This is a genomic window from Curtobacterium sp. UNCCL20 (genome assembly GCF_900101675.1).
Lineage (GTDB): Bacteria > Actinomycetota > Actinomycetes > Actinomycetales > Microbacteriaceae > Curtobacterium.
Genome location: NZ_FNKG01000001.1, coordinates 543,752 through 568,192, shown reverse-complemented (window position 1 = coordinate 568,192; position 24,441 = coordinate 543,752). Strand labels below are relative to the sequence as shown.

General features: G+C 67.9%; 28 protein-coding genes. 14 read left to right on the top strand and 14 right to left on the bottom strand.

The genetic code is table 11. From position 1 onward, the window contains the following. Positions 1-144 precede the first annotated feature (144 nt). Positions 145-1,479 (top strand): phosphopyruvate hydratase, encoded by a 1,335-nt coding sequence (gene eno, locus BLT36_RS02830; RefSeq protein ID WP_092091758.1) that lies wholly within the window; start codon positions 145-147, stop codon positions 1,477-1,479. On the opposite strand, the gene BLT36_RS02825 is transcribed toward eno, so the two are convergent. Continuing rightward, positions 1,464-2,390, bottom strand: coding sequence for a LysR family transcriptional regulator (locus BLT36_RS02825; RefSeq protein ID WP_092091756.1), 927 nt, complete (start codon positions 2,388-2,390; stop codon positions 1,464-1,466). The genes eno and BLT36_RS02825 overlap by 16 nt on opposite strands. A 69-nt stretch (positions 2,391-2,459) precedes the next feature. Between BLT36_RS02825 and BLT36_RS02820 the strand changes: the two genes are divergently transcribed. After that, positions 2,460-3,626 (top strand): TDT family transporter, encoded by a 1,167-nt coding sequence (locus tag BLT36_RS02820; protein WP_254787293.1) that lies wholly within the window; start codon positions 2,460-2,462, stop codon positions 3,624-3,626. A 140-nt stretch (positions 3,627-3,766) separates the two neighbouring features. Next, positions 3,767-4,195, top strand: a complete 429-nt coding sequence (locus tag BLT36_RS02815; RefSeq protein WP_254787291.1) for a uracil-DNA glycosylase family protein — start codon at positions 3,767-3,769, stop codon at positions 4,193-4,195. A gap of 26 nt (positions 4,196-4,221) precedes the next feature. Here the strand turns inward: BLT36_RS02815 and BLT36_RS02810 are convergent, their stop codons facing one another. Together BLT36_RS02810 and BLT36_RS02805 are read right to left on the bottom strand one after the other, a co-directional pair. Further along, positions 4,222-5,571: a dihydrolipoyl dehydrogenase family protein gene (locus BLT36_RS02810; protein ID WP_092091752.1), complete on the bottom strand. Its 1,350-nt coding sequence runs from the start codon at positions 5,569-5,571 to the stop codon at positions 4,222-4,224. Continuing rightward, positions 5,568-5,882, bottom strand: coding sequence for a thioredoxin family protein (locus BLT36_RS02805; RefSeq protein ID WP_092091750.1), 315 nt, complete (start codon positions 5,880-5,882; stop codon positions 5,568-5,570). Before BLT36_RS02805 ends, BLT36_RS02810 begins: the two co-directional genes overlap by 4 nt. Before the next feature lie 54 nt (positions 5,883-5,936). On the opposite strand from BLT36_RS02805, the gene BLT36_RS02800 reads away from it, so the two are divergent. After that, positions 5,937-6,332 (top strand): heavy metal-responsive transcriptional regulator, encoded by a 396-nt coding sequence (locus BLT36_RS02800; RefSeq protein WP_092091748.1) that lies wholly within the window; start codon positions 5,937-5,939, stop codon positions 6,330-6,332. 64 nt (positions 6,333-6,396) lie between these two features. On the opposite strand, the gene BLT36_RS02795 is transcribed toward BLT36_RS02800, so the two are convergent. The 10 genes from BLT36_RS02795 to BLT36_RS02750 all read right to left on the bottom strand — a co-directional run bounded on the left by BLT36_RS02795 (position 6,397) and on the right by BLT36_RS02750 (position 16,895). Continuing rightward, positions 6,397-7,770 carry an NADH-quinone oxidoreductase subunit N gene (locus tag BLT36_RS02795; RefSeq protein ID WP_092091746.1) on the bottom strand — a complete coding sequence of 458 codons (1,374 nt, stop codon included), beginning with the start codon at positions 7,768-7,770 and terminating at the stop codon, positions 6,397-6,399. A 2-nt stretch (positions 7,771-7,772) separates the two neighbouring features. Further along, entirely contained in the window at positions 7,773-9,245 is a 1,473-nt protein-coding gene (locus tag BLT36_RS02790; protein WP_254787492.1) for a complex I subunit 4 family protein, read from the bottom strand. 17 nt (positions 9,246-9,262) lie between these two features. Beyond that, positions 9,263-11,092 (bottom strand): proton-conducting transporter transmembrane domain-containing protein, encoded by a 1,830-nt coding sequence (locus BLT36_RS02785; RefSeq protein ID WP_092091744.1) that lies wholly within the window; start codon positions 11,090-11,092, stop codon positions 9,263-9,265. Continuing rightward, on the bottom strand, positions 11,089-11,391 hold the full coding sequence (gene nuoK, locus BLT36_RS02780) for an NADH-quinone oxidoreductase subunit NuoK (RefSeq protein ID WP_092091742.1): 303 nt from the start codon (positions 11,389-11,391) through the stop codon (positions 11,089-11,091). The genes BLT36_RS02785 and nuoK overlap by 4 nt, the downstream gene beginning before the upstream one ends. Then, positions 11,388-11,945: an NADH-quinone oxidoreductase subunit J gene (locus BLT36_RS02775; protein ID WP_254787290.1), complete on the bottom strand. Its 558-nt coding sequence runs from the start codon at positions 11,943-11,945 to the stop codon at positions 11,388-11,390. The genes nuoK and BLT36_RS02775 overlap by 4 nt, the downstream gene beginning before the upstream one ends. 5 nt (positions 11,946-11,950) lie before the next feature. Beyond that, complete coding sequence (locus BLT36_RS02770; RefSeq protein ID WP_092091740.1) at positions 11,951-12,883, bottom strand: NADH-quinone oxidoreductase subunit H; 933 nt, start codon at positions 12,881-12,883, stop codon at positions 11,951-11,953. Next, on the bottom strand, positions 12,876-14,018 hold the full coding sequence (locus BLT36_RS02765) for a hypothetical protein (RefSeq protein ID WP_139166337.1): 1,143 nt from the start codon (positions 14,016-14,018) through the stop codon (positions 12,876-12,878). The genes BLT36_RS02770 and BLT36_RS02765 overlap by 8 nt, the downstream gene beginning before the upstream one ends. Continuing rightward, positions 14,009-14,359 carry an NADH-quinone oxidoreductase subunit A gene (locus BLT36_RS02760; protein WP_092091736.1) on the bottom strand — a complete coding sequence of 117 codons (351 nt, stop codon included), beginning with the start codon at positions 14,357-14,359 and terminating at the stop codon, positions 14,009-14,011. The genes BLT36_RS02765 and BLT36_RS02760 overlap by 10 nt, the downstream gene beginning before the upstream one ends. A gap of 89 nt (positions 14,360-14,448) precedes the next feature. After that, positions 14,449-16,641, bottom strand: a complete 2,193-nt coding sequence (locus tag BLT36_RS02755) for a heavy metal translocating P-type ATPase (protein WP_092091734.1) — start codon at positions 16,639-16,641, stop codon at positions 14,449-14,451. Beyond that, positions 16,638-16,895, bottom strand: a complete 258-nt coding sequence (locus BLT36_RS02750; RefSeq protein WP_254787289.1) for a heavy-metal-associated domain-containing protein — start codon at positions 16,893-16,895, stop codon at positions 16,638-16,640. The genes BLT36_RS02755 and BLT36_RS02750 overlap by 4 nt, the downstream gene beginning before the upstream one ends. Positions 16,896-16,987: 92 nt before the next feature. On the opposite strand from BLT36_RS02750, the gene BLT36_RS02745 reads away from it, so the two are divergent. From BLT36_RS02745 to BLT36_RS02700, 10 genes are all read left to right on the top strand, one after another. After that, positions 16,988-17,665: a hypothetical protein gene (locus BLT36_RS02745; RefSeq protein WP_139166336.1), complete on the top strand. Its 678-nt coding sequence runs from the start codon at positions 16,988-16,990 to the stop codon at positions 17,663-17,665. Between the two features lie 38 nt (positions 17,666-17,703). Next, on the top strand, positions 17,704-18,018 hold the full coding sequence (locus tag BLT36_RS02740) for a metal-sensitive transcriptional regulator (RefSeq protein ID WP_092091730.1): 315 nt from the start codon (positions 17,704-17,706) through the stop codon (positions 18,016-18,018). A gap of 95 nt (positions 18,019-18,113) precedes the next feature. Beyond that, entirely contained in the window at positions 18,114-18,575 is a 462-nt protein-coding gene (locus BLT36_RS02735; RefSeq protein ID WP_092091728.1) for a hypothetical protein, read from the top strand. A 104-nt stretch (positions 18,576-18,679) separates the two neighbouring features. Further along, positions 18,680-19,282: a DUF305 domain-containing protein gene (locus BLT36_RS02730; protein WP_092091726.1), complete on the top strand. Its 603-nt coding sequence runs from the start codon at positions 18,680-18,682 to the stop codon at positions 19,280-19,282. A gap of 265 nt (positions 19,283-19,547) precedes the next feature. Next, positions 19,548-20,360 carry a M23 family metallopeptidase gene (locus BLT36_RS02725; RefSeq protein ID WP_175529456.1) on the top strand — a complete coding sequence of 271 codons (813 nt, stop codon included), beginning with the start codon at positions 19,548-19,550 and terminating at the stop codon, positions 20,358-20,360. A gap of 298 nt (positions 20,361-20,658) precedes the next feature. Further along, complete coding sequence (locus BLT36_RS02720; RefSeq protein WP_092091722.1) at positions 20,659-21,267, top strand: cadmium resistance transporter; 609 nt, start codon at positions 20,659-20,661, stop codon at positions 21,265-21,267. A 20-nt stretch (positions 21,268-21,287) separates the two neighbouring features. Then, on the top strand, positions 21,288-21,779 hold the full coding sequence (locus tag BLT36_RS02715) for a signal peptidase II (RefSeq protein ID WP_175529455.1): 492 nt from the start codon (positions 21,288-21,290) through the stop codon (positions 21,777-21,779). Continuing rightward, positions 21,776-22,513: a cytochrome c biogenesis CcdA family protein gene (locus BLT36_RS02710; RefSeq protein WP_092091718.1), complete on the top strand. Its 738-nt coding sequence runs from the start codon at positions 21,776-21,778 to the stop codon at positions 22,511-22,513. The genes BLT36_RS02715 and BLT36_RS02710 overlap by 4 nt, the downstream gene beginning before the upstream one ends. A 130-nt stretch (positions 22,514-22,643) precedes the next feature. Beyond that, positions 22,644-22,991, top strand: coding sequence for an ArsR/SmtB family transcription factor (locus BLT36_RS02705; RefSeq protein ID WP_092091716.1), 348 nt, complete (start codon positions 22,644-22,646; stop codon positions 22,989-22,991). Continuing rightward, entirely contained in the window at positions 22,988-23,632 is a 645-nt protein-coding gene (locus BLT36_RS02700) for a cation diffusion facilitator family transporter (protein WP_092091714.1), read from the top strand. The genes BLT36_RS02705 and BLT36_RS02700 overlap by 4 nt, the downstream gene beginning before the upstream one ends. A gap of 356 nt (positions 23,633-23,988) precedes the next feature. Here the strand turns inward: BLT36_RS02700 and BLT36_RS02695 are convergent, their stop codons facing one another. Continuing rightward, positions 23,989-24,342 carry an ArsR/SmtB family transcription factor gene (locus tag BLT36_RS02695; RefSeq protein ID WP_092091712.1) on the bottom strand — a complete coding sequence of 118 codons (354 nt, stop codon included), beginning with the start codon at positions 24,340-24,342 and terminating at the stop codon, positions 23,989-23,991. Positions 24,343-24,441 lie beyond the last annotated feature (99 nt).

The window sequence follows — 24,441 nt, the reverse complement described above, 5'->3', positions numbered from 1 at the left end:
GGCACCCGCGCACCCGCGCACCATCCAGTGCGCGCCCTGAACCGCCGTGGGGAGGCAACTGGCGCCCAGTGATCGCCAGGAGGTCGTCCCTCCGCCTCCCCGCGGCCCACACCCGCACGACCAACCCGAAAGGCGACAACCGCCATGAACGACTACATCAGCAACGTCCACCACACCATTCACCATCAGGGCGAGTACGTGACCCACACCAGCCGCCCCGTCACCATCAGCAGTCTGCACGGCTCCCGGATCCTCGACTCCCGCGGCTACCCAACGATCCAGGTGCGTCTCGAGCTCGAGGACGGCACCGTCGTCACCGGTGACGCCCCCGCAGGCGCATCCACTGGCGCGCATGAGGCCGTCGAGCTCCGCGACGGCGGCAGCAGCTACGGCGGCCGCGACGTGAGCCAGGCACTGCACCTCATCACGACGGACGTCGCACCGATGATCACCGGCCAGTCGTGGACCTCGATCGGGCAAGTCGACGCCGCCCTCGCCGCCCTCGACGGCACCCCGAATTACCGCCGGCTCGGCGCGAACAGTGTCGTCGCGACCTCGATCGCGATGGCACGCGCTCTCGCCGCCGCAGCGGAGCTGCCGCTCTGGCGGTGGATCGCAGACGTCACCGGCAGCACGCCCCGCCTGCCCGTCCCGCACTTCAACGTGCTCAACGGCGGAGCACACGCAGCGAACGCGCTCGACTTCCAGGAGTTCATGATCGCCCCGGTGAACGCCGAGACCATGACCGACGCGGTTCGGATCGGGTCGGACGTCTACCACGCACTGGCGGCACTGGTCCGGGAACGGTTCGGCAGTCTCGGTCTCGGTGACGAAGGCGGCTTCGCCCCATCGATCGCCGCGCCCGAGGAGGCCCTCGACCTCCTCGTCGCCGCGATCAGTGCCGCTGGCTACGAGCCCGGAGTCGACACCGTCGCGATCGCACTCGACCCGGCGGCGAACGAGTTCGCGCTCGGTGACGGTAGCTACCGGGTCGTGGACCGCCGGCTCGACCGCGCAGGCATGGTTGACTACTACCGCGGCCTCATCAGCCGGTATCCGATCCGGAGCATCGAAGACGGCTTCTCCGAAGATGACCACGGCGGCTGGAAGGCGATGTCGTTCGCGCTCGGCGACAAGCTTCAGATCGTCGGCGATGATCTCTACGTCACCGATCCGCAGCGCATCCGCGACGGCGGCAAGGACGGGCTCTCGAACGCGGCGCTCATCAAGCCGAACCAGATCGGCACCGTCTCCCAGACCCTCGACGCGATCGGCGTCGCACGCTCGCTCGGGATGCGGAGCATGGTGTCGCACCGGTCCGGGGAGACCAGCGACACGTTCATCGCGGACCTCGTCGTCGGCACCGGAACCGGACAGATCAAGTCCGGCGCATCCGCCCGCGGAGAACGCGTCGCGAAGTACAACCGGCTCACCGAGATCGCGGAGAACAATCCGGAGCTGTCCTACGGGCTGCGCTGACCCCGACCGGCCACCTCGTGGGCGACGCGCAGGAAAGCAGAACCAGCTGGCTGGGGCTCTCCCGACCAGATCGCCCGCAACGGCCGGGCAAGTGGCGGCCCAGAGAGCGGGACCCGCACCAGCGTCCCATCGTTGATGTCGGCGGCGACCGTGCGAAGGCTCATCACCGCCGGTGCAATTCCAGCCTGCGCGTTCGCCCGGATGATGCTCGTGGTCTCCAGCACCGCGGCCGGAACCGACATGTCCAAACCAGCTGCCCTGAGCCATGCGGCGAGGGTCGCGCGAGTCCCGGAACCTTCTTCTCGCAGGAGCAGAGCCGTCGCCGCCAGGACCTCCGCAGTGATCCCGGTCGACCGAGCCCAGGGATGGTCCGGCGCAACGACGACCGCGAGCTCATCGTCCGCGATCACCTGCGCGGACACACCGGCCGCCGTCACCGGGGTTTCCGTGAACCCGAGGTTCGCGCCACCCGACTGCACGAGGTCCGTCACCGATGCGGAGTTGCCCGCGATAAGACGCACCTCTACGTCTGGTTCACGGCGTCGGAATTCGAGCAGCCAGCCCGGCAGCAGCAGCTCCGCGATCGTCTGTGACGCTGCGACGACGAGCGAACCCGTGGGAGCCCGCAGCGCAGCCACTCCTGCCTCGAGGTGGCGAGACGCGTCGAGGACCGGTCCGGCCAGCCCGACGACCAGACGACCGGTCTCGGTCAGCACCGACCCCGTGGTCAAGCGGTGCACTAACAAGTGACCGACCATGCGCTCGGCGACCCGGATCCGAGCAGACACCGCCTGTTGCGTGACGCCGAGCGCTCCAGCGGCAGCGGAGAGGGAGCCGGTCTCGGCGACGCGCGCGAGCACGTCGAGTGTGTCGAGGTCGAGCGTTCGGTCCGTGAGTCGCCGTAGTGCCACAACCAACGATTGTGCCCCGCCAAGAGGTTCCCGGTACTGCCAGAGGCAGGATTCGCGCAGGCTTGGCCCATGACAACGCTCCGCACCGATCCTGCACCCGCGAACGGTAGCCAGCTGCCCCAACGGCCGCAGACGGCGTTGTTCCGCGATCTGGAGCGGCCAGGCCTGATCGTGTCGAACCTCACACCGAACTGGTTCGCGTCGATCATGGGCACGGGGATCGTCGCCGTCGCAGCTGCGTCACTGCCGCTGCAGTTCCCCGGTCTGCGCATCGCGGCGACGCTCGTGTGGGCGATCGCCGCGGTGCTCCTCGTCGCCCTCACGGTCGCGACGGTGCTGCACTGGATCCGCTACCGGAGCACCGCAGCCGGGCACCACCTCAACCCGGTGATCTCGCACTTCTACGGCGCACCACCGATGGCGTTCCTCACCGTCGGCGCCGGGACGCTCCTGCTCGGCAAGGACTGGGTCGGCCTGCCCGCCGCCGTAACCATCGACTGGGTCCTGTGGACCATCGGCACCATCGGCGGACTGCTCACGGCAGTCCTGGTGCCGTACCTGGCGTTCACCCGCCACGAGAACAAGCCCGACTCCGCGTTCGGCGGTTGGCTGATGCCCATCGTCCCGCCGATGGTGTCCGCCTCCACCGGCGCCCTGCTGCTGCCGTACGCTCCCGCCGGACAGGCGCGGGAGACGCTGCTGTGGTCGTGCTACGGCTTCTTCGGGCTCAGTCTCGTGACGTCGCTGGTCGTGATCACGCTGATCTGGAACCGTCTCGCGCAACACAAGGTCGGGGCCGCCGGCATGGTGCCGACCCTGTGGATCGTGCTCGGACCCGTCGGACAGTCGATCACGGCGGTGAACCTCCTCGCCTCGAACGCACCCACCGTCGTCGATGCCTCCACCGCTCAAGCGCTCCTGGTAGTGGCGTTGGTGTACGGGTTCGCGATGCTCGGCTTCGCGCTGCTGTGGACCGTCATCGCCCTCGCCGTCACCGTCCGGACCGCCCGCGAACACCTGCCGTTCAGCCTGACCTGGTGGTCGTTCACGTTCCCCGTCGGCACCTGCGTCACCGGACTCAACGGGCTCGCCCTGCACTCAGGCCTGACCGTCGTTGCCGTCCTCGCCGTCATCTACTACGCCGGCCTCGTCGCCGCATGGATCACCGTCGCGATCCGCACCTTCCAGGGCTCCGTCATTCGTGGCACCCTGTTGGCACCGCCACACCCGGCATGAGCACCCCCGAGAAACTCGCTGACGTTCGATCGCTGAACGGTCTCGCGGAGACGTGGCGGACCGCGCCCAACGGCAGCCGACGGTTCGTCCCGAGCTTCGACCCACGATCCGGCGGCAGATCCAGCCGTGTCCTGGTCCTGATGCAGTCGCCCGGCCCCCAGACCATCGCCGCAGCGCACGCAGCTATCTGCAGCGAGGACAACCCGGGCCCGACCGCGGCCGCGTTCCGAGCAGCCCGAATCGAGTCCGGACTCGCACGCGGCGAGTACGTCCGCTGGAACCTCATCCCATGGGAACTGCCCGACCGCGTGCGACTCGCGGACATCGACGAGGGGCGGCATGCCCTCGCCACACTGCTCGCGGCCCTCCCCGCTCTCACCGCGATCGTCACGTACGGGGCCGTCGCCCTCGACGGCGTCATGCGACACCTCACCCTGGACGAGCAGCCCCGACTCCTTCCGGTCATCGCAGCACCACATCCGTCTCCCGCCAACGGCCGCCACCGCTCGGAACAACACTTCCGTTCCGTGCAAGCACTCCGGCTCGCCGCGCGAGCGCAACAGACGTAACGAATACGAAGGTATATGTGACAAGTTCAGAGCAGGGACCCGAGGTCGGAGCCGAGGGAGGGGTAGGTGGCGGTGGCGGATCTGAGTTGCCGTGTCGTGAGCCCGAGTTTGATGGCGAGGCCGAAAGTGTTGATCAGTTCCGAGTAGCCGGGGCCGAGGAGGTGTGCGCCGAGGATTTGGTCGGTGCGGGTGTCGATAATGACCTTGGCCGCGGCAGTGGTTTCGGCCGCCCGGTAGGTGGAGTACCAGCCGCTGGTGTCGGTGAAGCGGATGGCGATGTCGTGGCTCGGGGCCGCTTCTTCTTCGAGGAGGCCGACGCGGTTGAGTTCCGGGATGGTGAATATGGTCGTGGGGACCCCGATGTAGTCAGGTGCCGTGGTGGTGCCCTTGAGCATGTTCGACGCGGCGACTTTCCCTTCGAACACGGCCACCGGGGTCAGGGGGCGCCCGGCCGTGTCGGCGGCGTCTCCGGCGGCGTACACGGCGGTGTTGGTGGTGCTTTGCAGGTGGCCAGCTACCGTGACCCCACGCGGACCGCTGGCGATGCCGGCAGCGTCCAGGCGCAGGCTCTCGACATTCGGGACGCGGCCGGCGCCGTGGACGACGAGGTCCGCATGGATGCGCTTTGCTATGCCGTCACTGTCGACGCCGATCTGCAGTCCGGTGGAAGTGGCGTCCACCGTGGAGACGCGGGTATCGCGCAGGATGCGGATGCCCGCCTGCTCGCTCCGTGACACCAGCAGCCCCACCAAGTCGGGATCGAATTCGCGCAGCGGCCGAGGACCGTGGTCGACGATCGTGCACTGCGCACCAGCTCGGGCGGCGATGTGGGCGAACTCAAACGAGATGAACCCGCCGCCAATGAACACGATCCGCTTGGGCAGTTCCTCCAGATCGAGGAACTGGGTGCTGTCGATCAGGTGCTCCGCCCCGGGGAACGTCAACGGCTTTGGTGTGGCGCCGGAGGCGATGAGGAACCTTTCCGCCTGATGGGTCGTGCCGTCGATGCTCAGGGTGTTCGGACCGGTGAACTCAGCGTGGCCGTGGAAGGTGGTGGCGCCGTTGCCGGTGAGCTCGTCTTCCATGCCCTTCGGTACCCCATCCGTGAAGCCGCGTTTTCTCTGCATCAAGGCTGCCCAGTCGACACTGAGGCCGTTTTCCTGAATACCGGTGCCGTTCATCAGTCGGGCGGCATCGATGACTTCCGCTCCGCGGCGGAGGATCTTCTTCGGGTCGCATCCGCGAAGAGCGCACGTGCCCCCGTAGGGCAGAGCATCGACGATGCCGACCCGCCACCCTTGTGCCGCGCACTTGTTAGCTGCGGACGTGCCGGCCATTCCGGCGCCGATGACCAGCAGGTCGAACACGTCGCTCATCGGGTGCCTGCTTCGATGTCCGCGATCGCATCCCGGAGTTGCTCTGTCGTCGGGGACCCGGCAAGGCCTTCGGGCGTCAGATACACCCGGCACGACAGGCCAGGAGGAGCGTCTGGTGCAGGGAACAGTGCTGCCCCGTCAGCCAGAAGAGTAGGAGACCCGCGGAAGTCGACCGATTCCGCTTCCTCCTGCGTTTCGATGCGGTGCCGCTTTACCGTGACCTCGGGTCGTTCCGCGGTGATCGCGGCGAGGCGCTCCGCGACCGTTCCCCAATTCGGGCATCCATCGAAATACTGCAACGTGATCTCCATACGCCGACCGTAAACGTTGCAGCGAGGTACAAGGTCAAGTGGTGTGATGGAAGCATGCGCATCGGAGACCTCGCTGCCGCCACCGGCGTCAGCACGCAAACCATCCGCTTCTACGAACGCGAGGGGCTGCTTCCGGTGCCGAGTCGAGGGAGCAACGGATACCGGGTCTACACGGATGAGGTCACTACACGGGTCGGGTTCATCCGTGCCGCTCAAGCAGCTGGGCTAACACTGTCTGACATCGCCGGCGTTCTCGCCCTCCGACAGGAAGGGCAGGCACCGTGCTCGCACGTGCTTTCGCTTCTCACCAGCAAGCTTGGAGCGGTCAGAGCCCGCCAACAGGAACTCGCTCGTCTCGAAACGGAACTCGTCGCCATGATCACAACGAGTTCGACCTTAGATCCGACCACATGCACGGAGCGCAGCGTCTGCGACATCATCCCGCAGTAACGTCATCTGCAACCGTGGAGAGACTCAGCGTCGAAGGCCTCAATGCCAATGGGAACCGGCCAAGTCACAACTGCAAGAGGGCTGGACTGCTGGCGACGGCGACGATGATCAGTGCACCGATCGTTACGGCGGTGACCGCTTGCAGCGGAACTGCGGCGGGGCGAGATCGGGGTTCCTCCGGTGCCTGGAAGGCCGTTGACACCCAGCGGAGTGCGTAGAACAGCGATGCGACTGAGACGGCTGCGGCGATGACCACCAGCCACGGCATCCCGCCCTGCCAGGTGGCCGTGAACACGGCGAGCTTGCCGACGAAGACGGCGGTTGGTGGTGTCCCGACAAGGCTCAGCAGGCCGACCAGGATGACACTGGTGATGACGGGATGTTCCCGTGCCGCTCCGCGCCAGGAGGGAATTGTCCTGCGGTCTGGGAGCGCGGCGATCGCGGCGAAGAGGGCCAGGTTGGTCACGGCGTAGAACACCAGGTACATGAGCAGGGCGGCGCGCGCCGACGGTTCGACACTGATCACAGCGACGGGCATCAGTAGGAACCCAACCTGGCCAACCGTGGACCAGCCGAGCAGCCGCGGGGCGCTGCGTTGCCAGAATGCCGCGAGGGTGCCGAGGATCATGCTTGCGGCGGCGAGCACACCGACCAGCAGCGACGCGTTCACGGTGCTCGGTATGACGTCGACGAGGCGCGCCAAGGCGATCAGAGCCCCGATCTTGGGGACGGTGGTGATGAACGCGGCGATGCCGAGCCCGGCGCCCTCTGCTGCATCCGGAACCCAGAAATGTCCGGGGACCGCTCCGGCTTTGAACAGCAGGCCGGCGAGGACACCGATGAATCCGAGCGCGATCGCCGTCACCGGCACGTGTGGCAGCGCCTGTTGAAGCTCGGGGTAGGTGCTGCCGCCGGCGACACCGACGAGGACGGCGATGCCGAAGAGCATCACGACGCCGAAGATCGCGCCCAGCAGGTACGTCTTCATTGTCGCCTCAGCCGCCCTCGGGGATCGGGACAGTCCGATCAACGCGTAGAGCGGCACGGTCGCTAGGAGGAACCCGGTGGCGACGATGAGCAGGTCGTTGGCGCCGGCGAGGACGACCGTGCCGAGTGCCGCCAGGAGCAGCAGCGACGCGGTCTCGCTCTCCCGAGCGGAACCTCGGGACTCCTGACGTCCGATGAGCATCACGACCGCGGTCGCCAACGGTACGAGGATCCTGATCGTCGTTGTCGCGTTGTCGAGTGCGTAGCTGTCACTGAAGACGGTCGATGGCCCCGTGCTCAGAGCAGCGGTGACGGCGCTGCCGCACGCCACGATGATCGCGAACCAGGTTACGAGCGCCTGCCGGCGTCGGGGCAGGAAGCTGCCACTGAGGAGCGCGACGATGGCGCCGCCCATCAGGATGATCTCCGGCAGGAGCGCGCCGTAGTCCATGTTCAAGCGGGACCTCCGACCAGCGCGGCGAGCTGTCGGGCGGCGGGAGCGATGAGCTGCAGCAACGGTCCGGGTATCACGCCGACCGCCAGGGAGAGCAGCAGGAGCGCCCCGACCGTCACGGTCTCCCGAGCGGTGACGTCGGTGAAACCATCGGCGAGGCGTTCCGTGGGTCCGGTGAGCAGCTTCTGCACGGTGCGGAGGAACAGCGCTGCGGTGATGAGGATCCCCGGCAGCGCGATCGCGGCGATCGCTGTCGCACCGATGCTGCCGGCGAAGATCTGGAACTCAGCGATGAATCCGCTGAAGCCGGGGATCCCGAGCGACGCGAACGCGGCGGCGGCGAACAGTCCGGAGAACCGTGGGGCCGGCTTCGCGAGGCCGCTGTAGTCGCTGATCTCGTAGCTGCCCCGCCGGTCGTGGAGGACACCCGCGAGGAGGAACAGTGCACCGGTGATGAGCCCGTGCGACACCATCTGCACGGTCGCGCCGGTGATCGCCAACTGCTGCGCCTGCGCAGAGGATGACCCGGTCAGACCCGCGGCCCCGACGGCGAGCACGACATAGCCCATGTGGTTCACCGAGGTGTACGCGATCAACCGCTTCACGTTCGTCTGTGCGAGCGCGACGAGCGCTCCGTACAGCACGGACACGAGGCCGACAATGACAATCACCCAAGACCAGGACCGCCACGCGTCCGGGAGCATCGGCATCGCGATGCGGAGGAACCCGTACGTGCCCATCTTCAGCAGGACGCTCGCGAGGACGACAGAGCCAATCGCGGGCGCGTCGGTATGTGCTGGTGGCAGCCAGGAGTGGAACGGGACTGTGGGGGTCTTGACGGCGAAACCCACGACGAGCGCGGCGAGAACGGCGCCGGCGGCCAGGGGTGTGCCGGTGAAGCCGTTCCGGGTGAGCTCGACCATGTCGAACGTGTGCGGTGAGGAGCCGAGGTAGAGGCCGATGAAGCCGAGCAGCAGCGCCAGGGATCCGAGGAACGTGTAGAGGAAGAACCGCAGCGCGGACCGCTGATGGTCGCCATGTCCCCACCCGGCGATCACGAAGTACATACCGACAATCGACAGGTCGAAGAACACGAAGAACACCAGCAGGTCCTGCGCGGCGAACACCCCAAGACACGTGGTCTGAAGGAACAGGAAGAGTGCAGCCTGCGGGCGTGGCCGGTCGGTGTCCCGCATGGCCCAGACCGCGCAGACGAGGAACACGACGTCGGTCAGGAGCAGCAACGGCGCGGAGAAACCGTCAACGCCGAGGTGGTAGCTGGTGCCGACGCTCGGCATCCACTCCATTCGCTCGTCCCAGCGCAGCCCCGACGCGTTGGGTCCGGGGATGGACACGAGGATCCCGAGGGCGAGCTCCACGATGCTCGTCATCAGCCACACCCACGCGGCTGCCCGTCCGGACATTGCTCGCGTCAGGGCGAGGACCGCCGCGACGACAACGGGAAGGAACACGATCAGACTGAGCACGATCACCTCACGACCAAGAGCAGGACAGCTGCGGCAGCGACGGTCACGGTCGCGCCGATGTAGTAGTGGTGCACCTGGCCGGTCTGCGGTCGCCGAGCCAGTCGGCCGAGGACCGCGATGGCGGAACCGATCCACCCCGTCACGGCGGCGGGGCCACGCTCATCAAGAGCGCGCACGGCTCGGGCGGTCTGCTCGAGCGCAGGTCCCGACCGATCAACGGCCGCGCCGTAGCGGTCGTCGAGACGCGCGAGGACGGCGGCGAGTCGCAGTGTCGGCGTGGCGATGACTGCAACGGCTGTCCGCTCCAGCCCGAACCAGTGCATCCCAATTCGGACTGTGGGGGTGCGCCACAGGGTCAACAGGACCACGACCACCGCGATTGCCGCAGACGCCGCGAGCTCCGGCCACGACACCGCCGTCCCGGAAAGCGGAGCGATCATCGGATGCAGCAGCGGTGTGCCGAGAAGCGCAAGTCCGGCTGCCGCGACAGCGAGTACCACCATCGGGACGACCGCGAGGCGTGGCACCCGCCGGGTGCCGTGTTCCTCGTCGTCCCAGGACGCTTCCGGGGTTCCGGCACGCCGCCACAGCAGCGCGATGATCCGGGCGGAGTAGGCCGCTGCCAGTGCCGCTCCGGCCAGGCCCGCCGCGTACAACCAGGGTTGTTCCTCCAGCGCTGCGGCGAGGACGACGTCCTTGGCGTACCAGAGCGACAGCGGCGGCAGGCCGGCCAGCGACAGCGCACCGACCGTGGCGAGGACGCCGACCGCGGGCCAGCGGGCGGCGATGCCGCGGAGACCGGTGAACTGTTTCGTCCCGGTAGCCGTCAGCCATGCGCCCGCGGTGAGGAACAGCAGTGCTTTGGTGGCAGCGTGTGCGACGAGCTGCGCGGTGCCGCCGCTGAACGAGCCGACGCCAGCGGCGAGGACGACGAATCCCAGCTGGGATGCCGTCGACGCGGCGAGCACCTGCTTCAGGTCCCGCTGCGACAGTGCGATGACGCCGAGGACGATCGCGGTCGTGACGCCCACCCACGCCGCCGTCGGACCTGCCCAGCCGGTCACGTTCAGGAGCGGTTCGACGCGGAGGAGCAGGTACCCGCCCATGGCGACCATCGCTGCGGAGTGCAGCAGCGCACTCACCGCGCTCGGGCCCTCCATGGCGCGGGAGATCCAGAAGGAGAACGGCAGCTGCGCCGCCTTCCCGAAGCCGGCAGCGAGCAATCCTGCGGCAGCAACGTGCACCCAGGGGCCCGGCAGCGACTGCAGTGCGGTGAGTGACCAGGCGCCGCCGCCGGCGACGACTGCGCCCGCGGCAAGGTAGATGCCGAGGTCCCCGGCGCGGGTGACGGTGAACGCGGTGAATCCACCGGCGACGCGGTTCCGGTCCTGCCAGTGGAATCCGATGAGCGCGTAGGAGGTGGCGCCCATCACCTCCCATGCGGCGAGGAGCAATGGCAGGCCGGTTGCGGTCACGGTAACGACGACGGCGGCGAGGAAGAGCAGCATTAGCCCGTGGAACCGCGCCGCCGGTCGGGTCCGGTCCGCAGTCGCGAACACGAGGACGAGGAATCCGATCCATGCCACGGTCGGCAGGACGACCGCGGCCAGCGCGTCGACGCGGAGATCCGAGCCGAAGGCCCCAAGCATCGTCGGCACTCCGCCGGTCACTTCCGCACCCGTGATGGCCGCGATGGTCGCTGCAATCGCCATGACCGCTGCCGTGGCGAGGCTGACGGGAACGGCGATCCGTTCGGCGAAGCGTCCAGCAGTCGCCAGTGCTGCCCCGACGAGGGCGGGCAGGATGATGGCGGTGATCAGCGCGGCGCTCACTGGCTGAGGTCCGTCGCGGAGTCGGTCATGTCGGAGTTCCGGGAACGGTGCAGGATCGTGGCGACGGCGAAACCCATCGCCATCTCGATCGTCATCGCCGCGATGATCACCAGCAGTAGCACCTGCCCGTCGACGGTCGGTGCGAGGTACCACCAGAACGCGGCGGCGGCGAGGATGACGGCGTTGATCATCACCTCGATGCCCATCATCACCATCACCACCACCTGCTGCGAGATCGCGCCGTACAGTCCGATGGCGAACAGCGCAGCAACGACGAGCAGAACGAGTTGCAGCGTCATCGTCCGACACCTCCCGGCTCCGGGTCAGCGGGGGCATTCTGGAGGTCGTCCCCGAGCCGGTCGTACCGGCCACGCGGGTTCGCCAGGACGAGGGCGGCGATGATCGTGGCGAACAGGATCGGGCTGATCGTCAGCATCACCAGCATCTTCGAGCCCATGATCGCCTCGCCAAGGGCACGGGTGGTGTCCGCCGCCGCGGTCCCGGCACGGGCTGGCCACGGGATGAGGAGCGCCGCTGCGGCGAGGCCGACGAACACGGCGGCCGCGATCACTGCCGCGGGGCGTTTGCTGTGGGTCATGTCCATCGGCATCAACGCCGGATTCATGCCCATATAGGAGACCATGAACACCGCCATCACGGCCATCTCCATCACCATCATCAGGATCGTGATGACCCCGATGAAGTCCAGGTGCAGCATCAGCACGGCGACACCGACGGCGATGAACGACACCGCCAGCGCGTACGTCGCTCGAGCCATCGAGTTCACCCGGAACACTGCGGCCGCGGCGAGCACCGCGACGACCGCAGCGACCCAGAACATGATCGTCGCCATCACGGTCATCCCTTTCCCATCACGGTCAGCACCGACGTGACCAGCAGCTGCAGCAGGACCAACGGCAACACAAGGACCCAGCCCAGCTCCGCGAGCCGCTGCGGCCGGATCGCGGGCATCGCACGTCCGAGCAGCAGGAACACGGCGAGCAGCGCACACGTCTTCACCAGCACCCACAGCGCCGACGGAAGCAACGGACCGGCCCCGCCGCCGAGGAACATCGGCACGGCGAACGCGGCGCCCGCGACGAGCAGACACCATCTGCCGGCGAGAACGAGCAGCCGGTCGACGCCGGAGAGTTCCCCGACGACACCACCGGCGATGTCTGTACCGGCGGGAAGAGCGAACGGACCCCACGCGGAGAACGCAGTCACCGAGGCGCAGTAGACGATGAACGCCACCGGCATCGTCAGGGCGAACCAGATCGGTTGCTGCGCCGTGACTACGTCCGTCAGCCGGAGACTTTGCGCACCGATGGCGGGGGCGGTCAGGGCGAACATCAGCGGGATCTCGTACGCCAGAGCCTGCGCCAGGAACCGATACCCGCCGATCAGCGGGTGCACGCTGTTGCCGCCCCACCCGAGCAGCCACCACAAGGCCCACAGGGACACGTCGACGGCGTTGAACCACACCACACCAACTGGGATGTCCAGCGGTACGAGTGCGCCGACGGGGACGGCGAGGGCGGCGAGGAACGCAGCGACAATCAGCCCCGACCCACCGATCCGCCACAGGAGGGAGTCCGCACCAAGCACGGATCGACGTTGCTGACGGAGGAGCCGGCCGGTTTCCCGGAACGGCGAGAGGACCGCAGCCTGCAACGGTGTCCCGCGGTCCCGTGCGGCCAGGACGGCGTTGCTGCTGGCTGTCGCTATGGCGAGGACGAGGACGACGCCGGGCAGGATGAGCGCCCAGACGGCGTTTCCGACATCAACCATGCTGGTGCCGTTTCGTCGTGCCGGCCTGATCGGTGGTGTCCGTGCGACGGCTGGGGTGCACGCTGAGCGCGGCGACGACCAGGCGGGCGCTGCCAATGTCGCGTCCTTTGACCAGGGCCGGGATCTCATCTACCGACGTGACCGGCTCCGGCTCGAAGTAACGTCCGTTGAGCGCGGCGTCTGCGCGCTCGAGGCGAGCGAGGAGGACCGTGCGGACGTCAACGTCAGGTCTAACCTGGAGACCGCGCAGAGACCAGCGGAGCAGCACGGATCGCTCGATCCGGCGGATCAGCGGCCGAATGCGCTCCCGCGCCTGCTTGAGACGGCCGGTCACGGCAAGATCCCGCACGCGGAGCGTCCTGGCTGCAGCGGTACCCCATCCGGCGAGAGTGAGCACCTGGGCGGCCTGGTCGAGCGCGAAGACCGCCCCGTTCTGTGATTCCGCCCGCCCGTGATCGTCGACGTCGACGTCGACGATCGAAGCAGAGGCGTCGGTGATGGTGTCGCCGGCGAGCGTCACGTCCAGGACGACGCCAGCTGCCCACACCGGCAGGATCGGACCGAGTCGCCGGTGCAGCACGTCCATCTCCAGCCCGTCCCGGTCATCCGCACCGTCGGCGAGTGGGTAGCCGCCCGGACCGCTCATCGACATGTGATCCATCGACATGTGGTCGTGACCGCCCATGGTCATGTTGTGGTCCTGCATCAACTCATCGGCGTCGCCGGCGTCGTCGGTGTTCCCCGAGTGCTCATGGTTCGGGTGTTCGTCTTCCTCGGAGTCCCGGCCATCGGTGTGGCCGATCGCGTCCTCGCGGGCCGAGGAGCGCTGTACACGTCGGTCCGCGAGTGCTTCCTGCGAAGTCGTGAAAACCGTGCCGATCTCCTCGAGGCTGGTGAGCATTGCCCGGTGCTTCGGGTAGGGCATCTGGTCCCACACACGGTCGATGACGGCATGCAGCTCTGGTCCGGGTGTTCCGCACACGAGCAAGACGTCGCTCTCGGCCGGGTGGACGGCAAGGACGTGCCCGGCAGCCGCAATCGCTGCTTCCACTCCCATTCGAACCGCGCTGTTCCCGGGGACCTCGACGAGGAGCACATGCATGAGAATTCGGTTCTGACCGGTGGTCACACCCATCGGAACGCGCCCTCCCGCCAGGCCCAGACGACACCTGCCAGGAGCACCCCGAGGAAGACGAACATTTCGATGACCGCTTCTGCACCCATCTGCGCGACGACCACAGCCCACGGGTACATGAACAGCATCTCCACGTCGAACGCGAGGAACACCAACGTCATCGGGTACCAGCGGGTGTGGAAGCGCGAGAGCGCATGTTCCTGAAGATCCCACCCGGACCCGAACGGCAGCACGTCCTTACGGACCGGAGCGACCGCCGTCGCTCGAGACAGCAGCACCAGACCGGCGATGCCGAGGAGCGCGATGCCGAGCACGATGCCGATGGTGATGTACCCAGACATTCGATCCCCTTTCCAGCTTTGCATACCCCGGAGGGGTACTTCGGGCGAGTGTAGGCGGGCGGCGGCCCGGTGTCCGCCGGTCAGCTGGGCTAGAACCTGCGCAGCCGCAGGCTGTTGCTGACAACGAACACGGAGGACAGTGCCATCGCGGCGCCGGCGATCATCGGGTTCAGCAGGCCGACCATCGCGAGCGGGATGGCGGCGACGTTGTAGGCGAAGGCCCAAAACAGGTTCACCTTGATCGTGCCGAGGGTGCGGCGGGCGAGCGCGATCGCGTCCGCGGCGGCGCTCAGGTCGGCGCGGATGAGGGTGATGTCGGCGGCTTCCATGGCCGCGTCGGTGCCGCTGCCCATCGCGATCCCGAGGTCCGCGGCGGCGAGAGCGGCGGCGTCGTTGACGCCGTCGCCGATCATCGCCACGGACCGGCCCTGCTCCTGCAGCCGGATGACGGTCCGGTACTTGTCTTCGGGTCGCACCTCAGCTTCGACGTCGTCGATGCCAACCTGGGCTGCGACCGTCCGAGCGACGTCTTCGGCGTCACCGGTGAGCATGATCGTGCGCAGCCCCATGTCGTGCAGGCGTCGGATCGCGTCCGGGCTGGTCGGCGCGATGGTATCCGCGACGCTGATGACGCCGCGGGCTGCGCCGTCCCACGCAACAACGACCGCGGTCGCGCCGCCACGTTCCGCAGTCCGGACCGCGTCCGTGACCGCCTCCGGGATGGTGACGGCCCACTGGTTGGTCAACCAGGCGGGACGGCCAACCAGCACGAGGGTGCCGTCGACGACGGCTTGGACGCCAAGCCCGGCGGTGGACTGGAACGTGTCCACGGTCGGATGGTCGGTGGCAGCGGCGGTGATGGCGCGGGCGATCGGGTGTTCTGATCCTGCTTCCGCGGCGGCGGCGAGGGCGAGCACCCGGGTGTCGGTTTCCCCGCCGACGGCGGTGACCCGGTGGACGCTCATCCTGCCGGTGGTGACGGTCCCGGTCTTGTCGAGTACGACGGTGTCGATCCGGCGGGTGGCCTCGAGGACCTGGGGTCCGCGGATGAGGATCCCGAGCTGGGAGCCCCGTCCGGTGCCCACGAGCAGCGCGGTCGGAGTTGCCAGCCCCAGGGCGCAGGGGCAGGCGATCACCAGGGTCGCAACAGCGGCGGTGAACGCGGCTTGCACGTCGCCGGTGAGTAGCAGCCACCCGATGAGAGTCAGCACCGCCAGGCCCATGACGATCGGGACGAACACGGCGGAGACCTGGTCGGCGAGGCGCTGCACCTCGGCCTTGCCGGTCTGCGCGGACACGACAAGCCGGCCGATGCGGGCAAGCTCCGTGTCCTGGCCGACGCGGGTGGCTTCGACGATGAGTCGGCCGCCAACGTTCACGGTCGCGCCGGTGACGGTGTCGCCGGGTCCAACCTCGACGGGGACCGCTTCACCGGTCATCACGCTGGTGTCGATCGCGCTCGTGCCATCGACGATGGTCCCGTCGGTGGCGATGCGTCCACCGGGACGGACCACGAACCGGTCCCCAACCTGCAGTGCCGCGGTCGGCACCTCGGTCTCGACACCGTCCCGGAGCACCCGGGCCGTCGGTGCGCCCAACGCCAGGAGTGCTTGCAGAGCGGCGCCGGAGCGGTCCTTTGCGCGGGCCTCGAAGTACCGGCCTGCGAGAAGGAACACCGTCACCGCGGCAGCGACTTCGAAGTACGGCTCCGGAGCCGCGCCCGGGTGCGGGAACCAGGAGAACGCCATCCGCATCCCGAGGTGCCCGGCGCCGCCGAACACGAGCGCCCACACGGACCACACGGTCGCGGCGGCGACGCCGACGCTGACGAGGGTGTCCATCGTCGCGGCCCCGTGCCGGGCGTTGATCGCGGCGGCACGGTGGAACGGCCACGCACCCCACCCGGCGACCGGCAGCGCCAACACCAGGACGGCCCACTGCCACCCCGGGAACTGCAACACCGGGATCATCGACAGCGCCACCACCGGCACGGCGAGCACCGTGGACACGATCAGGCGCCGCCGCAGCGGCGCGAGCTCGTCGGTGTCCCCACCAGCCGGTTCGGGCAGGTGCGCGCCGTACCCGGCAGTTTCAACGGTGCGGATCGCGTCATCGACGGCGAGGTCCGCAGGCAACGTGACGGAGGCGCTTTCCGTGGCGTAGTTCACGCTCGCGGTCACGCCGGGCAGCTTGTTCAGCTTCCGCTCGATGCGGTTCGCGCACGACGCGCACGTCATGCCCTCGATCGTCAGCTCAACCGGCGGTGTGCTGGTCGTTGTCATGATGCGACCAACGTGTAGCCGGCCTCCTCCACAGCGGCGGAGACTTCCTCCTGCGGCAGGTCGCGGGTGCTGGTCACCCGGGCGGTGGAGACACCGCCGACATTGAGGTCGATCGTCACGTCCATGACGCCCGGCACGGCGGCGAGCTCCTCGTTGACGCTCATCACGCAGTGCCCGCACGTCATGCCCGTGATGCCGTACGTGTTCGTCAGCTGCTCGCTCATCGTGGTGATCCCTTCGTCGTTCACGTTCATCAGGTACCCTAGGGGGGTACTGTAGCGAGTGTAACGCCGGTCGGGCGGATGTGTTCCCAATCCGCCGAACCGGCACCCGGAAAGAGGACGTGATGGCGAGTAGAACTGATCGGCGCGAAGAGGCGCGGCGGAAAGCCGCTGACCGCAGAGCGGAACAGCAGCGCAGTCGCACCCGCCGGTGGTGGCTGCTGGGCGCCGCCGTGGTCGTCGTCCTCGCCGCGGTCACCACGATCACGGTCACCGCCCTGACCCGTGGCGACGACACGGCACCGACAGCGTCCGGGGTGACGGCGGCCCCGCCGTGGCTGGCCCCCGCGGATGCGGCGGCGCGGGCAAAGGCTGCCGGGCTCGAGGTGGCCGGGATGGAAGGCGCGGCGCTGCACACCCATCAGCACCTGTCCGTGTCGGTGGACGGGAAGCCGGTGGCGGTGCCGGCGAACATCGGCGTCGACGTGCAGCAGGGCGGCATGTCCGCACTGCACACCCACGACACCTCCGGCATCGTGCACGTCGAATCCGCGAAGGTGCAGCCATTCACCCTCGGACAGCTCTTCACCGAGTGGAACGTCGCCCTCCGCGACGGGCAGGTCGGCGGGTACGTCGACGGGAAGAACGACCGGCAAGTCGCAGTGTTCGTCGACGGTGAGCGGACGTCGACACCGTTGCCAAAACTGCGACTCGAGGATCAGCAGGACATCGCGATCGTCATCACCCGCGGGTCCGGCACCCCGATCGCGCCGGCCCCGTTCGATTGGTCCACGGCGTCATGAGCGCCGCTACCGTAAACGGTGAACCCCGAGGAGCGTCCATGACCGACACCACCGCGCCCGCAGCAGAGCACCACCACGGGTACATCACCGCGAAGGACGACTACCTCAAACGGTTGCGTCGCATCGAGGGGCAGGCCCGCGGCCTGCAGCGGATGGTCGATGAGGAGCAGTACTGCATCGACATCCTCACCCAGGTGTCCGCGATGACGAAGGCGCTGCAATCCGTCGCGCTCGGCCTGCTGGATGACCACCTCGCGCACTGCGTCACCGACGCCGTCGCCGAAGGCGGCAACGCGGCCGCGGTGAAGCTTAAGGAAGCCTCCGACGCGATCGCCCGCCTCGTGCGCGCCTAACCAGCTCCCCGCCCACCAGACGGGGCGGTTGTCCTCTCAGCGCTCGTCCTGCACCATAGAACCCGCACCCCGACCAGCCATCAGTACGGATCCGCATGCTCACCACCGCGAACACCACGCGCCGCCGCCTGCTGCTGCAGGCCACGGCGGTGCTGGCGTTGCTGCTGCTGGTCGGGTTCACGGTCCTGATGCACAGCATGCTCGGCCACGCGACCACCGGCGAGCACGCCATGACCGCCACGTCGAGCATGACGGCCGAACACGCCCACAGCGACGCAGCCGGACACGATGGCCACGCTGCCGCGCCGGCTGGCGCGGTGATGAGCGTACTCAGTGACGCCGGCTGCGATGGCGGCCTGTGCGCGCTCATGTGCTCCCTGATGGGAATGGCCTGCGCGCTGACGATCGCCCTGTTCGCGTGGGCGCTGCTGCGCGCCCGGAACGACGGAGTCCTCTACATCCTCGCACGCCTCCTCGCCCTCGGGGAGCGTGTCGCACGACGCGTCGCGGCACCCAAGCCGCCATCACTGACGGCGCTGCAGATCATCCGTATCTGATCCATCCCCGGCGGGAGCGCTCCCTTCGGAAGCTCCCGCCTGCCCAGAACACGGGCAGGTATTCGCCTGCCCGGAACACCTGACGCATTCACGGGAACGGATCCATGAACACCACCATCACGCGCACCCTCGCGGCCGCCGCCGCCCTCACCATCGGCCTCACCCTCGCCGGCTGCTCCACCAACAACGCCGGCTCCTCGGACAACTCCTCCTCGTCGTCCTCGTCGGCGGCGTCGGCGCACAACGACCAAGACGTCATGTTCGCGCAGCAGATGCTGCCGCACCACAAGCAGGCCGTCGAGATGAGCGACATGCTCCTCGCCAAGGGCTCCGACGTGGACGCTGACGTCGTCACTCTCGCCAAGCAGATCAAGGCGGAACAGGGCCCGGAGATCACGTCGTTGACCAGCTGGCTAAAGCAGTGGGATGAGCCCACCGAGGCCTCCGGCATGTCGGGGATGGACCACTCCTCGATGTCGGGGATGATGTCCGACTCCGACATGGACGCCCTCGACAGCGCCTCCCCGGCGGACGCCGGGAAACTGTTCCTGCAGCAGATGGTCGAGCACCACACCAGCGCCGTCGACATGGCGGGGACCGAAGTCGACAAGGGCAAGAACACCGACGCGGTCGCGATGGCGAAGTCGATCGTGTCGAGCCAGACCGAGCAGATCAACCAGATGAAGGACATGCTCGCGTCGATGTGACCCCGGCCGCGGGTCACGGCGGTGTCCCCCCTCCCTGCCGCGACCCGCGACCGGCCTTCTCCCTCTCCCGCTCGAGCACCCCGCCGAGCGGCCCCGACTCTTCTTACGGGATCACCCCGTCCGCCGTCTTTCTTGGAGCCTGCCTGTGCCCCAGCAGTACCCCCACACCCCCACTGCAACGCCGCTGACGCGCCGCGAAGCCCTCGCCGCCGAGCGCGCCATGCCCGCCCCGCGGCCGCCCCGCGGCCGCCACAACCCCACTATTGTGAGTCAGCCGCCGCTGCCCGCCGTGACGGTGGCCGCACCCGCACCCGCTCCGACGCGGACGCTCCGATCCCGGGCGTTGGCGGCGATCCCGCTGACCGGTGCTGCTGCGGCGATGGCGCTGTTCACCGCCGCGGCGCTTCCCGCGCAAGCATCCACCGGCCCCGCCGTCGCCGTGCCCGGCGGCACCCCCGCCGCCGCTGGGCAGAGCTTCACTGCGACCGGGCTGACGGTGATCGTCGACCGGGACGGCTACACCGTCACCAAGCCCGCCGTGAAGCCGGTGATCACCAAGACGACCACCAGCACCACGAACAGCTCCACGGCAGCGGCGAGCAGCACGGCTGCGGTCGCGCCCACCGGGACGATCGTGAACACCGGCGCCGGCGATATCCGCTGGCCTATCGCCGGCAGCATCCGGGTCAGCTCCCCGTTCGGCCCCCGCCTCGCCCCGTGCGGGGCGTGCTCGTCGATCCACCAGGGCGCCGACATCCCCCCCGGCGCCGGCACCCCAATCGGCGCCGTCGCCGCTGGCACCGTCCGGATCTCGGGCACCCACTCGGAGTACGGCCAGTACGTCATCATCGACCACCAAATCGACGGGCAGACCATCTCCACCCTCTACGCGCACATGATCTTCGGCTCCTCACCGCTGCACGCCGGGCAGAGCGTCGCCGTGGGGCAGCTCGTCGGCCTCGTCGGCAACACCGGCGCCAGCACCGGCGCGCACCTGCACCTGCAGGTCATGCTCGGCGGCACCACCCCGATCGACCCCATCGGCTGGCTCACCACCAACGCCGGACGCACCCTGTGAGCGGTGCCCACCGAGCCCGCTCCGCGGCGACAATGTAATCGCGCGCCGGCGATCGCCTCCGGGCCGGCGGTTGGCGAAGAGCGATCACCACAAACGCCGCAGCGAAACCGGCGATATAAACGGAGGGCTCGGTGTCGTCGTTTTCGCGGCGGGCTATCGCTTGCGTCCTGCAGTGAGGTGGAGGCACGGCAGGTTGCACGTCGCCCTTCATCGGTCCAAGCCGATATGATCGGCGTATGGCGATTACTTGTCGGATGGTGGCTCCCGGGTCTCGGCCGCCGCTTGCTGAGTCGAACCGATGATCGGCACGATTGCGGCGGCGGTGGGGCTCTTTGCTGCCACCAACATCGATGACGTCGTGGTCCTGACGGTCCTGTTCCTCGCATCGACGCGTGGAACGTTGCCGGGGTGGAAGGTCGTCGTCGGTCAGTACGCCGGCTTCATTGCCCTCGTCGCGATCAGTGTCCTCGCTGCCGCGGGACTCACCATCGTTCCGGACAAGTGGGTGGGACTGCTGGGGCTCATCCCCCTGGGTATTGGTCTGGTGGGGTTGATCCGTGCTCTGCGACGACGCGGTGATGACGACGACGACGACTCGGCGGTGCGCGCGGGTGGGGTCCTCGGGGTCGCGGGGATCACCATCGCCAACGGCGCCGACAACATCTCCCTCTACACGCCGGTGTTCCGGACGACCCCGATCCCGGACACCGTGGTCACGATTGCGGTGTTCCTCGTGCTCGTCGCGGTGTGGTGCCTCGTGGCTCGCTTCGTGGGGACGAACAAGACCGTCACGGAAGCCCTCGAGAAGATCGAGCACTGGCTCGTGCCCGCCGTGTTCACGGGCCTGGGCCTCTACATCCTGATCGAGTCCGGTGTGATCATGCGCCTCATCGACGTGCTCTCGTGAGAGCGGGTATCCGAGTGGTCGTGGTGCTGCTGATCGCCGGGGCCGCGCTCACCATCGACCAGCTCACGAAAGCGTGGGCACTGTCCGACCTCGGCCCGTCGCGCACAATTGAGCTGGCTCCGGGTGCGACCCTCCAGCTCGTGTTCAACCCCGGCGTCGCTTTCAGCCTCGGCAACGAGATGGGGCCGCCGCTCGCACTCGGCATCATCGCCCTGACGTTGTGCCTGGCAACGTGGGCAGTCGTGCGCGCCGTGCGCGGCGCCGACATGCTCGCCACTGGGCTGATGAGCGTCGCCGTCGGCGGGGCCGCAGGCAACCTCTGGGACCGCATCACCCGCGCCGAGTCCGGACCGCTCACTGGCGAAGTCGTCGACTTCATCAACATCGACTGGTTCGCCATCTTCAACGTCGCCGACATCTTCGCCACCCTGGGGATCGCCGGATTCGCGATCCGCTTCCTGATGCCGGGCAGGCACAAGGACGAGCCCGCGCCCACGGAGCGATCAGCGTGACCGGGAACCCCTTCGCGGAAGCGATCCTCAGCGGACAGCTCCTGATCGCCGTGCCGGTCGCACTCCTGGCCGGGCTGGTGTCCTTCCTCTCACCATGCGTCCTCCCACTCGTCCCCGGGTACCTCGGCTTCATCGGCGGTGTCGCAGAACAACGCCGCCGCAGCACGCTCACCCTGGGCGTGCTCCTGTTCATCCTCGGCTTCACCGTCATCTTCGTCGCCTACGCCGCCGCATTCGGCGCCGCCGGCTTCTGGCTGATCCGCTGGCGCGACCTGCTCACGCAGATCCTCGGCGGCTTCGTCATCATCATGGGACTCGTGTTCATCGGCCGCTTCGGGATCCTGCAGCGCACCCTCAAACCACGATGGAAACCGGCCACCGGCATCGCCGGCGCACCCCTGCTCGGGATCGTGTTCGGGCTCGGATGGACCCCCTGCCTTGGCCCGACCCTCACCGCGATCAATTTGCTGAGCCTGCAAGCCGCGAGCACCTGGAACGGCGTCCTGCTCGGCGTCGCCTACTGCCTCGGACTCGGCATCCCCTTCCTCCTCCTCGCCCTCGGTACCACCTGGGCCACCACCGCGATCAGCCGCGTCAAACGGCACCTACGGACCGTTAACCTGATCGGTGGTGGCACGCTGATCCTCATCGGTGTCCTCATGGTCACCGGACTGTGGTCATCGCTGATGTACACGGTCGGCGCACACATCGGCCAGTACGTCACGCTCCTCTAACGCCCACGTGCAGCCCGCTACAACGCATGGTCGTCGGTGGCATCCCCATGAGCACGATCGAGCAAGCACCGACCAGAACCGGTAGCCCACCTTGAACGCACGAACCGCGCTACGCCGATATCATCGGCATATGCCGATCGTAGAAGCGCGGGGCGATCTTGCCGCGGTATCGCTGTTCCACTCTCTCGCAGACCCGACCCGTCTGCGCATCCTGCGCCGACTCCGCCAAGGGGAAGCTCGCGTAAGCGACCTCGTCGCGGAGCTCCGTCTTGCTCAATCGACCCTCTCCGAGCACGTCGCATGCCTGCGCGACTGCGCGCTCGTGGAGGGGCGGGCGCAGGGCCGGCAAGTGTTCTACAGCCTCTCCCGTCCCGAGTTGATGGACCTCCTCGAGTCCGCGGAGGCACTGCTGCAGGCCACCGGCTACCAAGTCGATCTCTGCGGCACCTACGGCTCGGACGCGAGGGCTAGCGAATGAGCACGCTCACCGAAACCGAAGCGGAGCAGCTCACCCGACGAGGGCTCCGCCTCGCGCAGTTCACCGTCGCATACAACGTCCTCGAAGGAATCGTTGCCATCACCGCGGGGATCGCCGCGGGGCTCGTGTCCGTCATCGGGTTCGGTATCGACTCCGGAATCGAATCAATCGTCGCCGTGCTGGTGGGCATCCGCCTCGCCGCCAGGCTCCGTCACGGCGAAGCGGATGAGACCAAGGAGCGACGCACGTTGAAGTTCGTCGCCGTGACGTTCTTCCTCCTCGCCGCCTACGTCGTGATCGATGGCATCCGCAGCCTGATCACCCACGAAGCCCCCGAGACCTCCCCGGTCAGCGTCGTGCTTCTCATCCTCTCGATCATCGTCATGCCAGTCCTCGCCGCACTCAAGACCCGAGTCGGAAAGAAGCTCGGCGACCCGCTCATCCTCGCCGACGCGGCAGAAACCCGCATCTGCGTCCTCCTCAGCGTCTCGACCCTCATCGGACTCATCCTCTACACCCTCACCGGCGCAGCCTGGCTCGACCCCGTCGCAGGATTCGTCATCGCCCTCTTCGCCATCCACGAAGGACGCGAAGCATGGGAAGGCGAACTCGTGGAACACGAGGATGACGATGACGACTAGAACGAACATCGCCGAGCGACGCGGAGCGCAGTGCCCGACGTTTCAGATACAGATCCGCTAACGAGACAGTCAGACCCATTACTCTGCGCCGGTCCAATCGACCGGAGCCGGCGCGGTCGGAGCGGCACTGATGGTGGTCACAACGATCGCGATGTCATCGTGGCACTGCAGTCGGAGCTTCAAGAGCGGACAACGTGCGCCGACCGTTTACAAACCCTCCAACTCGGCTTGCTCTGGCCCGTTGACGTACCCGCCTGCTGGCGGTCTTTGAGCGTGGCGCCCCATTTCGGTGAAGAGTTGCCCGAGTTCAAAGGGCTCCACCTCTGATCGATGCTCGACCGGAACGGCTTGATTGCCTACTTCGTCGGTGCGGTGATGAGGCCGGCGAGGGTGTCGAGGGCCCCAGAGACGAGGGAGAAGTACGCCCACGTGCCGCGCTTCTCACGGTGCAGGATCCCGGCGTCGACGAGGACCTTGAGGTGGTGCGACACGGTCGGCTGGGACAGGCCGAGCGGTTCCTGCAGGTCACAGACGCACGCCTCGGCGCCGTCGTGCGCGGCGACCATCGAGATGAGCCGGAGCCGTGCCGGGTCGGCGATCGCTTTGAGTGACTTCGCGAGGACCTCCGCGGATGCCTGGTCCATCGCCTCGGTCGTGACGGGTGAGCAGCACGCGGTGACGTCCTGAATGGGGAGCAGCTCGATCGTCATGGGCTCATCCTCCCACGGACTTCGACACGCGTCTATATTTGCGTTCGTCGATATCGACGTGCTTCGATGTACGCGCCGGCTCTCGGCGCCCGCTCGATC

Coding starts and splice junctions, on each gene's coding strand:
- BLT36_RS02700 (WP_092091714.1), top strand. CDS start 22,988: ATGAGCACGCTCACCGAAACCGAAGCGGAGCAGCTCACCCGACGAGGG.
- BLT36_RS02810 (WP_092091752.1), bottom strand. CDS start 5,571: ATGAGCGACGTGTTCGACCTGCTGGTCATCGGCGCCGGAATGGCCGGC.
- BLT36_RS02820 (WP_254787293.1), top strand. CDS start 2,460: ATGACAACGCTCCGCACCGATCCTGCACCCGCGAACGGTAGCCAGCTG.
- BLT36_RS02730 (WP_092091726.1), top strand. CDS start 18,680: ATGAACACCACCATCACGCGCACCCTCGCGGCCGCCGCCGCCCTCACC.
- BLT36_RS02795 (WP_092091746.1), bottom strand. CDS start 7,770: ATGGACTACGGCGCGCTCCTGCCGGAGATCATCCTGATGGGCGGCGCC.
- BLT36_RS02740 (WP_092091730.1), top strand. CDS start 17,704: ATGACCGACACCACCGCGCCCGCAGCAGAGCACCACCACGGGTACATC.
- BLT36_RS02750 (WP_254787289.1), bottom strand. CDS start 16,895: ATGAACGTGAACGACGAAGGGATCACCACGATGAGCGAGCAGCTGACG.
- BLT36_RS02770 (WP_092091740.1), bottom strand. CDS start 12,883: ATGGTTGATGTCGGAAACGCCGTCTGGGCGCTCATCCTGCCCGGCGTC.
- BLT36_RS02765 (WP_139166337.1), bottom strand. CDS start 14,018: ATGGGTGTGACCACCGGTCAGAACCGAATTCTCATGCATGTGCTCCTC.
- BLT36_RS02775 (WP_254787290.1), bottom strand. CDS start 11,945: ATGGCGACGATCATGTTCTGGGTCGCTGCGGTCGTCGCGGTGCTCGCC.
- BLT36_RS02805 (WP_092091750.1), bottom strand. CDS start 5,882: ATGGAGATCACGTTGCAGTATTTCGATGGATGCCCGAATTGGGGAACG.
- BLT36_RS02815 (WP_254787291.1), top strand. CDS start 3,767: ATGCAGTCGCCCGGCCCCCAGACCATCGCCGCAGCGCACGCAGCTATC.
- BLT36_RS02705 (WP_092091716.1), top strand. CDS start 22,644: ATGCCGATCGTAGAAGCGCGGGGCGATCTTGCCGCGGTATCGCTGTTC.
- BLT36_RS02760 (WP_092091736.1), bottom strand. CDS start 14,359: ATGTCTGGGTACATCACCATCGGCATCGTGCTCGGCATCGCGCTCCTC.
- BLT36_RS02735 (WP_092091728.1), top strand. CDS start 18,114: ATGCTCACCACCGCGAACACCACGCGCCGCCGCCTGCTGCTGCAGGCC.
- BLT36_RS02745 (WP_139166336.1), top strand. CDS start 16,988: ATGGCGAGTAGAACTGATCGGCGCGAAGAGGCGCGGCGGAAAGCCGCT.
- BLT36_RS02800 (WP_092091748.1), top strand. CDS start 5,937: ATGCGCATCGGAGACCTCGCTGCCGCCACCGGCGTCAGCACGCAAACC.
- BLT36_RS02720 (WP_092091722.1), top strand. CDS start 20,659: ATGATCGGCACGATTGCGGCGGCGGTGGGGCTCTTTGCTGCCACCAAC.
- BLT36_RS02755 (WP_092091734.1), bottom strand. CDS start 16,641: ATGACAACGACCAGCACACCGCCGGTTGAGCTGACGATCGAGGGCATG.
- nuoK (WP_092091742.1), bottom strand. CDS start 11,391: ATGACGCTGCAACTCGTTCTGCTCGTCGTTGCTGCGCTGTTCGCCATC.
- eno (WP_092091758.1), top strand. CDS start 145: ATGAACGACTACATCAGCAACGTCCACCACACCATTCACCATCAGGGC.
- BLT36_RS02695 (WP_092091712.1), bottom strand. CDS start 24,342: ATGACGATCGAGCTGCTCCCCATTCAGGACGTCACCGCGTGCTGCTCA.